The 10,970-nt window shown below is 35.1% G+C and carries 4 protein-coding genes; all 4 read left to right on the top strand.

From position 1 onward, the window contains the following. The first annotated feature begins 1,008 nt into the window (after nucleotides 1-1,008). Entirely contained in the window at nucleotides 1,009-1,296 is a 288-nt protein-coding gene (locus ACM55H_RS16760; RefSeq protein WP_416837601.1) for a hypothetical protein, read from the top strand. A 19-nt stretch (nucleotides 1,297-1,315) separates the two neighbouring features. Then, entirely contained in the window at nucleotides 1,316-9,463 is an 8,148-nt protein-coding gene (locus tag ACM55H_RS16755) for an HYR-like domain-containing protein (protein WP_416837600.1), read from the top strand. Between the two features lie 154 nt (nucleotides 9,464-9,617). Then, the gene (locus tag ACM55H_RS16750; protein ID WP_416837599.1) at nucleotides 9,618-10,526 is read left to right on the top strand and encodes a PorP/SprF family type IX secretion system membrane protein; all 909 of its coding nucleotides are present in this window, start codon (nucleotides 9,618-9,620) and stop codon (nucleotides 10,524-10,526) included. A gap of 11 nt (nucleotides 10,527-10,537) precedes the next feature. After that, complete coding sequence (locus ACM55H_RS16745; protein WP_416837598.1) at nucleotides 10,538-10,942, top strand: flagellar motor protein MotB; 405 nt, start codon at nucleotides 10,538-10,540, stop codon at nucleotides 10,940-10,942. Nucleotides 10,943-10,970: the final 28 nt, after the last annotated feature.

The following is a 10,970-nucleotide window of genomic DNA, read 5'->3' as shown; positions in this document are numbered from 1 at the left end:
ACAGGAAAAGGATATGGAGAAACACAACTCGTAAATAAATGTGCCGATGGGGTAAAATGTACGGAGGAAGAACATCAACTGAACAGACGAAGTGAATTTATTATTACGGCGCTGTAAACTCCTCTAAAAAGAGAAGTAGCACTATATTCTTAAACTAAAATTAGTATAACCATAACCCTAAAAGTAAATACTTTTGGGGTTTTTAATTTTAAATATTAATAGCATATTTAAACTATCATTTTTTAAAATCCTTAGTTAAAAAACATATCAATAAATACTTTTTTTATTAATTAATTATAATTTTATTATAAATATAACTGCTAAAAATTTAAAATTATTTATTGACACTTTATTAAACTACAAAACAAACGTTAAAATTTCTGAACAAGAAAATTGTTTTTTTTATTAAGAATATACATTTAAACGAGTATTTAGGTTATTGGTAGAAAAATAAAATCAATATTACTAAATATTTATAACTTTGATATCATATAAAAGGCTTATAATTATTTGAGAACCTAAATCAAATAATTGTTTACGAGGAGAAGTTTCTTTTAACCCCAAAAAAAAGAGGACTTTCATCCCTGAAAAATTTAGAAATAATCTAAATTTTTAGACTGTTAATTTTTGAAATAATTTATTAATTCAAAAAGTATTGGACAATATTTCACAAATTGAACTTATTTAAATAAATTTAAAATATACCTTTTTAAATAATTTAAATACTTAAAAAATTCAAACAAGTATAATTGAATTAAAAATTCAATTGTTTGATAAATCATAATCATTTTATTTTTAATTAAACAGTTGAAATAATATGAAAAAAAACTTCAGCTACAGTAAAATTTAGGCCTTTTAATATGCTTATATTTTAATTTCTAATTAGAAAAAGATCCTCAATAATTATATACTATTTAGATAAACCTAAATATTTCTATATAATATAATTAAGCTTAAAAATAATACCACAAAATCAATTTTAAAAATGATAAATTAAAATTTGATTGTATGAATACAAAAATTACTTTCCATTTATTAGATTTCTTCAAGTTTATGAGTAATCTAAGTTCTCGATTTGATGGTCTGGTGTGTTGGAATAACCTTAGTAAAATTGAATCTTTTACATCTTTGATAGATATTTATTTTAATCAAATAATTAACTTTTTAAGTGCATTTACAATAAATATTTCTTCTAATCTTATTATGAATGAATGTTCGTTGAGAACGATTCATCCATCAATTTGCAAGCAACATTCTAAAATGAATTTTGCTATTTACAAACATTTCATTTTCTAACGATTTAAAACAAATCAATATGAAATCAACTTTTACTAATTCGACAAGAATATTAACTATTTTTTTATTAAGTTTTTTATGTTCTCCAACAGTAATACTTGCACAAATTGGTCCAGGTATTGCACCAGTTAATTCGCCAAGTGGAGGATTTAATATTGACGGAACACTTATTGCAAATTCAGCCACAGGAGATTGGACAGACGGAACAGGTACAGGTGGATTTGTACTTGCAAATTCAGGAGTACCTTTAAATTCTGGAACTACTTATCATTTATTTGACCCTTATAATATTTCATCAGATAATATTTTTGGAGGTGGTTTAAAAGTGGCCGATAATCCTAACGATTGGACTTGGGTTACAGGTACTGCAAACGATAAAACCGATATGAACAATGCTTTAATCCATTTAACTACTGATGCAAATGGTAATGTATGGGTTATTTTTGCTGCAGACCGATTAAGTAATAGTGGAAATGCTTATGTAGATTTTGAATTTCTTCAAACAGCTATGACCAAAACAACTACTGGTAAGTTTGCTACTACAGCTCCTGCTTCAACTGGGGGAAGAACTAAAGGTGATTTTTTATTGACAGTATACTTTGAAAGCGGTGTTGCCAAATTTGATATTCAAAGATGGGAACTTAATGGAAGTGTATGGGAATACAAAACATATTTATCTTCTTTACCTGCTAACGGCGTATTTGCTGCTGGAAATTCTACTACTGTTCCTGTACCTTTTCAGGCATTTGGAGTTAATAACTATCTTCAAAATACATTTATAGAATCTGCCGTAAATTTAACCGAAGTATTAGGGACAATTGATCCATGTACAAGTCTTAAAATAAAAACAGTTTTTGTTAAATCTAAAACTTCTACATCCTCATCTGCAGCCATTAAAGACTTTTTTGACCCACTTCCTATCGATAACCTCACCCTTGGAAGTTCTGACGCGGGAGATGACGATACTGTTTGTGCAGAGTCTTCATACATGCTTCAAGGATCAGCGGTTCCTAGTGATGGTTATACCGTTATATCTAAAACTTGGTCTGTAGTAAGTGGAACTGCAACTATAGCGGATCCTACAAATCTAAATTCAAATGTAAGTATAACCGGAAGTTCTGCAACATTTCGACTTACTGTAGTAACAGGGCCAATAGTGGGCTCAGGATCACAATGCACAGTATCTGATGATGTGGTTATATCAGTAAATCAACCTCTTACTTGTTCTATTACTGGTTCAAATGGTCCCTTATGTCCTTCTTCCTCTTCTAATATTTTTTCAGCCCCAGCCAGCGCAACTTACTCATGGAGTATTTCTGGAAATGGGTCAATAGCAGGAAGTACGAATTCTCAAACTGTTTCGGTAACTGCAGGCTCTGGTTGCAATACAACATTTACTTTATCCTCTACAATTACAGATTCACATGGCTGTATTTCAACTTGTACAAAAACAGTTTCAGTTGTAGACGATACATTACCGATAATCAGTACTTCAGCGGGCACGCTGAATCACACACTTCAATGCAATAATACTGCAGGAATAGCTTCTGCTCTGGCCGAATCACCTTCAGCTACAGATAATTGTACCATAAACCCAACTAAGAATTTAGTAAGTGATGTAACCACTGCTGATGCTAATTGTACCAATGCTTATGTGAGAGTACGTACTTGGAACTTTAGTGATGGCTGTGGAAATACCAGTGCCAACTTTGTACAAACTATAACCATTATTGACAATACAGTTCCGGTTATCAGCACTTCCGCAGGTTCACTCAATCATACTTTACAATGCAATAATACTGCAGCTATAGCTTCTGCACTGGCCGAATCTCCTTCAGCCACAGATAATTGTACGGTAAATCCAACTAAGAATTTAGTAAGTGATATAACCACTGCTGATGCGAATTGTGCCAATGCCTATGTGAGAGTACGTACTTGGAACTTTAGTGATGGCTGTGGAAATACCAGTGCCAACTTTGTACAAACTATCACCATTATTGATAATACAGTTCCGGTAATCAGCACTTCCGCAGGTTCACTCAATCATAACTTGCAATGTAATAATACTGCAGGAATAGCTTCTGCACTTGCCGAATCTCCTTCAGCCACAGATAATTGTACGGTAAATCCAACTAAGAATTTAGTAAGTGATATAACTACTGCTGATGCGAATTGTGCCAATGCCTATGTGAGAGTGCGTACTTGGAATTTCAGCGATGGTTGCGGAAATACCAGTGTCAACTTTGTACAAACTATCACCGTTATTGACAATACAGTTCCGGTAATCAGCACTTCCGCAGGTTCACTCAATCACACTTTACAATGTAATAATACTGCAGGAATAGCTTCTGCACTGGCCGAATCTCCTTCAGCTACAGATAATTGTACGGTAAATCCAACTAAGAATTTAGTAAGTGATATAACTACTGCTGATGCGAATTGTGCCAATGCTTATGTGAGAGTGCGTACCTGGAACTTCAGTGATGGTTGCGGAAATACCAGTGCAAACTTTGTGCAAACTATAAGCATTATTGACAATACAGTTCCGGTAATCAGTACTTCCACAGGTTCACTCAATCATACCTTGCAATGTAACAACACAGCAGGAATAGCTTCTGCACTGGCCGAATCACCTTCAGCTACAGATAATTGTACGGTAAATCTAACTAAGAATTTAGTAAGTGATGTAACCACTGCTGATGCTAATTGTGCCAATGCCTATGTGAAAGTGCGTACTTGGAATTTCAGTGATGGTTGTGGAAATACCAGTGCAAACTTTGTGCAAACTATCACGGTTATTGACAATACAGTTCCGGTAATCAGCACTACTACAGGTTCACTCAATCATACCTTGCAATGTAACAACACAGCAGAAATAGCTTCAGCATTGGCCGAATCTCCTTCAGCTACAGATAATTGTACGGTAAATCCAACTAAGAATTTAGTAAGTGATATAACTACTGCTGATGCTAATTGTGCCAATGCTTATGTGAGAGTGCGTACTTGGAATTTCAGCGATGGTTGCGGAAATACCAGTCCCAACTTTGTACAAACTATCACTATTATTGACAATACAGTTCCAGTAATCAGCACTTCCGCAGGTTCACTCAATCACACTTTACAATGTAATAATACTGCAGGAATAGCTTCTGCACTTGCCGAATCTCCTTCAGCCACAGATAATTGTACGGTAAATCCAACTAAGAATTTAGTAAGTGATATAACTACTGCTGATGCGAATTGTGCCAATGCCTATGTGAGAGTGCGTACTTGGAACTTTAGTGATGGCTGTGGAAATACCAGTGCCAACTTTGTACAAACTATAACCATTATTGACAATACAGTTCCAGTAATCAGCACTTCTGCAGGTTCACTCAATCACACTTTACAATGTAATAATACTGCAGGAATAGCTTCTGCACTTGCCGAATCTCCTTCAGCTACAGATAATTGTACCGTAAATCCAACTAAGAATTTAGTAAGTGATATAACTACTGTTGATGCGAATTGTACCAATGCCTATGTGAGAGTACGTACTTGGAACTTTAGTGATGGCTGTGGAAATACCAGTGCCAACTTTGTACAAACTATAACCATTATTGACAATACAGTTCCGGTAATCAGTACTTCCGTAGGTTCACTCAATCATACCTTGCAATGTAATAATACAGCAGGAATAGCTTCTGCACTGACCGAATCACCTTCAGCTACAGATAATTGTACGGTAAATCTAACTAAGAATTTAGTAAGTGATGTAACCACTGCTGATGCTAATTGTGCCAATGCCTATGTGAGAGTGCGTACTTGGAATTTCAGCGATGGTTGCGGAAATACAAGTGTAAACTTTGTACAAACTATCACCATTATTGACAATACTCCACCAACTTTTAATGAATCATTACCAGCTAACATAACGGTAGAATGTAATTCAATTCCTGTTGCTAAAATATTAACTGCTACTGATAATTGTGGTGTTGCAAAAGTTGAATTTTCAGAGACAGTATCTGCTGGAACTTGTGCAGGCTCTTCAACTATTTTAAGAACTTGGACCGCTACCGATACCTGTTTAAATAAAACTTCATATACCCAAACAATAAAAGTTCAAGATACAACTCCTCCAACTTTTACTCCACCAACTAATATAACACTTACTAGTGATGAAAATTGTTTTGCCGATATTAGTACAACTTCAACTGGAACAGTAACAAACATTCAAGATAACTGTGATCCAAATCCAACAGCTACATTTGTAGATCATGATTGTTTTGGAAACTCAGAAGATACATCCATAAATACCGGAAGTGGTAATTATTTCCCATTCACTGTTTCAGGTTTTGATGATATAACGGCCAGTAATATTGAAAAACTTGCTCTTGCATTTGAAGCAAATCAAGGAAAAGGTAGAGTTGAATTTACTTTAGTTTCGCCAAGTGGACAAGGAATTATTTTAGTTGCTCCATATTGTGCCGGAGGAAATTGCGATACCGCATCACCAAGTAATCCAGAATTATATTTACCCGTATTTTACCCTAATGGTTCTGCCAATCCGAAATGGGATAACAACAATTCTATACAAACTGATGTTATTCAAAACTTCACGCCATATGGAGCCCTTTCTTCTACAAATACCATCATCGGTTTAACTTCATATGTATCTAGTTTTGAAGAATTTACCGGTAGTATGAATGGAAATTGGTTTATTTATGCAAGAAAGGATGGAACTGCAATTGGTACTATTTATTTCAAAAGTGTTTGTTTAACTCCTGCCGGTTTATGTAAAAATAATAAAGTGATTGTTAGACATTGGTCAGTAAGCGACGCTTGTAAAAATACTGTAGGATTTGATCAAGTAATTAAAATAGTTGATACTACAGCTCCAACTTGGACTACTGAAGCAACTGCTTTAAACACAACTATCGAATGTAGTAATAGCGAAGCTTTGGCAGCTGCCCAATTATTATTCCCAATAGCTAAAGACAATTGTGATGCAGATGTTTCCAATATTACAAAAATAAGTGGTCAATTTGTAGCTTCTGAAGTTTGTGCCAATGCTGGAACTTATACCAATACTTGGACCGTAAAAGATGATTGTGGAAACACTTCTGAAGTATTTACTCAAGTAATCTCTATTGAAGATACCACTGCTCCAACTTGGTCTACCGAAGCTAACACTTTAAATAGAACCATTGAATGTAGCGATACAGAAGCTTTGGCTATAGCACAAGGATTGATTCCAACAGCTACTGATTTATGTGATGCGGATGTAACAAATATTACAAAAATAGCCGGTCAATTTGTAGCTTCTGAAGGATGTGCAAATGCTGGAACTTATACTAATACTTGGACCGTAAAAGATGGTTGTGGAAACACTTCTGAAGTATTTACTCAAGTAATCACTATTGAAGATACTACTGCGCCAACTATTGCAGTTACTGCTTCAAATATAATTGTTGAGTGTGATGGTCAAGGAAATCAAAATTCTATTGCTGATTGGTTAGCGAATAATGGAGGAGCAAGTGCTATTGATAATTGTTCTGCTGTAACTTGGTCTAACAACTTTAATGCACTTTTGAACGATTGCTCGGCTGCAGTAACAGTAATATTTACCGCAAAAGACGCATGTGGAAATAGCTCTTCAACATCTGCTACATTTAGTGTCAAAGATACTAGTGTTCCTATAGCTCCTTTGGCTCCAGAAAATCTAACAGTAGCTTGCGCAACTGATGTTCCTGCTATAACTTCACTTACAGCTATTGATAATTGCAATGGTGAAATCACTGTTCAAGGAATTGATACAACAGTTCAAGGTGACTGTCCCAATTCGTTTATTATTACTAGAACTTGGACATTTACTGATGCTTGTAGCAACTCATCTTATACTTCGCAAACCATTAATGTAATTGATACTTTAGCTCCTGTTATTGCCCCACTCCCTGAAACAACAACTATATCATGTTCCACAACACCTGAGTTTACTCAAGCTACTGCTACTGATAATTGTGGTTCAACTGTAACTTTGACATCTGAAGATGCAACAACTAATGGTCAATGTGCTGGTTCCTATTCTGTAACCAGAACTTGGACCGCTACTGATGTTTGTGGAAATACTGCAACAGCCTCACAAATTATTAATGTAGTCGATACTACTGCCCCTGTAATTGCTACTCTTCCTGAAGCTTCAACTATCTCTTGTCCTACAACACCTGAGTTTACTCAAGCTACTGCTACTGACGAATGTGGTTCTACTTTCACTTTAACTTCTGAAGATGTAACGACTAATGGTCAGTGTGCTGGTTCCTATTCTGTAACCAGAACTTGGACCGCAACTGATGCTTGTGGAAATACTGCAACAGCCTCACAAATTATTAATGTAGTCGATACTACTGCCCCAGTTATTGCAACATTACCTGAAGTTTCAACTATCTCTTGTTCTGCAACACCTGAGTTTACTCAAGCTACTGCTACTGACGAATGTGGTTCTACTTTCACTTTGACTTCTGAAGATGTAACAACTAATGGTCAGTGTGCTGGTTCCTATTCTGTAACGAGAACTTGGACTGCGACTGATGCTTGTGGAAACAGTTCTAGAGCTTCACAAACTATTAATGTAATCGATACTACTGCCCCAGTTATTGCAACATTACCTGAAGCTTCAACTATCTCTTGTCCTGCAACACCTGAGTTTACTCAAGCCACTGCAACTGACGAATGTGGTTCTACTTTCACTTTGACTTCTGAAGATGTAACAACTAATGGTCAGTGTGCCGGTTCCTATTCTGTAACGAGAACTTGGACAGCAACTGATGCTTGTGGAAATACTGCAATAGCCTCGCAAATTATTAATGTAGTCGATACTACTGCCCCTGTAATTGCTACTCTTCCTGAAGCTTCAACTATCTCTTGTCCTGCAACACCTGAGTTTACTCAAGCAACTGCTACTGACGAATGTGGTTCATCTGTAACTTTGACTTCTGAAGATACAACTACTAATGGTCAGTGCGCCGGTTCCTATTCTGTAACGAGAACTTGGACTGCGACTGATGCTTGTGGAAACAGTTCTAGAGCTTCACAAACTATTAATGTAATCGATACTACTGCCCCAGTTATTGCAACATTACCTGAAGTTTCAACTGTCACTTGTTCTACAACACCTGAATTTACTCAAGCAACTGCTACTGACGAATGTGGTTCATCTGTAACTTTGACTTTTGAAGATGTAACAACTAATGGTCAGTGTGCTGGTTCTTATTCTGTAACGAGAACTTGGACTGCTACCGATGCTTGTGGAAATGCTGCAACAGCTTCACAAACCATTAATATTCAAGATATCACTGGTCCTACCACAACTACTGAGTTTAGCACAATTATCGATGTCAATTGTGATGCGATACCTGTAAAACCTGAACTCGTATTTATTGACAATTGTTCTACAGCTACTTTAATAAAATATACTGAAGAAAAAATTAATGTGGTACAGAGCTCCTATTCTATCGTAAGAAAATGGTTTGTGGCTGATGGCTGTGGAAATGAATCTACGTTTACTCAAATCATTAACGTCAACATTACAAATAGTAGTCAAGCAATAACTGGTTCTGTTTGTAACGATGGAGAAATTACAACTGTCGATTTATCGAGCCTGTTACCTGCTGGAACTACTACAAACGGAACTTGGACAAACGTAAATAACACAAGTGGCTTACAAGGAACTGTCCTTAATGCTGCGGGTCTTGCAATTGGTGATTATGTATTTGAATATAAAATTGACGATGCAACTTGTCCCAGAACGATAAAAATTACAATAACTGTAACTACTGGTTGTGGTGGTATTGTATTGCCTTGTGGAACGATAATAGTTCATAATGCCTTCTCTCCAAATGGAGATGGAATTAATGAAGTATTTGTTATCGACAATATTGACGATACAAATTGTTATCCTGATAATACTGTTGAAATTTACAACCGATGGGGAGTTTTAGTTTTTGATGCTCAAGGCTATAATAACACAACCAAAGCATTCAAAGGCTTCTCTGAAGGCAGATCGACTATTAATCAATCGTCTGGATTACCTACTGGAACCTATTTTTATATCTTAAATTATACTTCTATAGACGGTAATGGTAAAGTTCAAACTAATAAAAAAGACGGATATTTGTACCTTAATAAGTAAAAAAAAAAATCCTGAGGACTATAAAGAGTTCTCAGGTCTAATGAAAATAACAGCAACAGCCCTATTCTTGAGTGATAAACTCTAATCAAATTTATCAACTGACCTGCCGAACTCTTTGGAGTGCGATAGATAATTAAAATAATAAATATCTACTATGAAAACAAAATTATTTTCTTTCGTTTTGATGTTTACAGCCATTGTAAGTTTTGCGCAACAAGATGCTCAATTTACTCAATACATGTACAACACAATTAATATTAATCCCGCTTATGCAGGATCTAGAGGTGCTCTGAGTATTTTTGCATTACATCGTACACAATGGGTGGGGCTTGACGGAGCACCGGTAACTAACGCTGTATCCATGAATACGCCACTCAACGGAAGTAATCTGGGATTGGGAGTATCAATTATAAATGATAAAATTGGTCCAACTCATGAGAATACCATTTCCGCTGATTTGTCCTATACCATTCCTACTTCGGAGACTTTTAAACTTTCTTTTGGAATTAAAGCAACAGCAAACATATTTGATTTGGATGTCTCTCGCTTAAATCCTGTTGATGATGATCCAAGTTTGCATGATTTCAGTAATAAATTCACTCCAAATATTGGTGCCGGCGTATATTTGCATTCTAATAACGCCTATGTAGGATTCTCAGTTCCTAATTTTATAGAAACCAATCGATATGATGATAATGAAGTAGCTATTTTTAAAGAAAAAATTAATTACTACTTAATTGCAGGTTATGTATTTGATATGAATGATTATATAAAATTCAAACCTGCGGTACTTACAAAAATGGTAGGAGGTGCTCCACTTCAAGTTGATGTATCAGGAAATTTCATGTTCAATGACAAGTTTGTGGTGGGAGTAGCTTATAGATGGAGTGCTGCGCTAAGTGCCATGGTTGGATTTCAGGTCTCTGAAGGTTTGTACGTTGGATACGGATATGATCATGAAACAACTAATTTAGATCACTATAATTCTGGTTCGCATGAGATTTTCTTGCGCTATGAATTATTCAAAAATAACAATAAAATTACAACCCCAAGATTCTTTTAAAAATAAGTTTTATGAAAAAAAACAGGTTTATTTACATAACAATTATAGCTATTTTTTCTTTTAAAGGGTATGCACAAAATTCAAAATTTTATGTAACTGATAAAATAAATGACAAGTATGCTTACGTAGATGTCATAAAAACCTATGAAAGAGTCGCAGAAAAAGGATATAAATCAGCAGATCTATTTAAAAAACTTGGAGATTCATATTATCAGAATGCAGAGTTAGAACAAGCCGCTAAATGGTATTGTGAATTATTTGCCATGAATAACACGGATTTAGAACCTAAATATTATTATCAATATGCTATGTCTTTGAAATTTATTGGTCAAATTGACAAAGCCAATGAAATGTTAGTGAAACTAAAACAAAAATCAGAAGCGATAGCAGAGAAAAAAAATCAAAAACAACGATAAAATCACAACTCCAAAATTCTTCTAAAAA

Source organism: Flavobacterium cryoconiti (assembly GCF_048158645.1).
GTDB classification, from domain to species: Bacteria; Bacteroidota; Bacteroidia; order Flavobacteriales; family Flavobacteriaceae; genus Flavobacterium; species Flavobacterium cryoconiti.
Note: the sequence above shows the minus strand (reverse complement) of the source record. Positions and strands in the feature narration are given on the sequence as shown.

Coding starts and splice junctions, on each gene's coding strand:
- ACM55H_RS16760 (WP_416837601.1), top strand. CDS start 1,009: ATGAATACAAAAATTACTTTCCATTTATTAGATTTCTTCAAGTTTATG.
- ACM55H_RS16755 (WP_416837600.1), top strand. CDS start 1,316: ATGAAATCAACTTTTACTAATTCGACAAGAATATTAACTATTTTTTTA.
- ACM55H_RS16750 (WP_416837599.1), top strand. CDS start 9,618: ATGAAAACAAAATTATTTTCTTTCGTTTTGATGTTTACAGCCATTGTA.
- ACM55H_RS16745 (WP_416837598.1), top strand. CDS start 10,538: ATGAAAAAAAACAGGTTTATTTACATAACAATTATAGCTATTTTTTCT.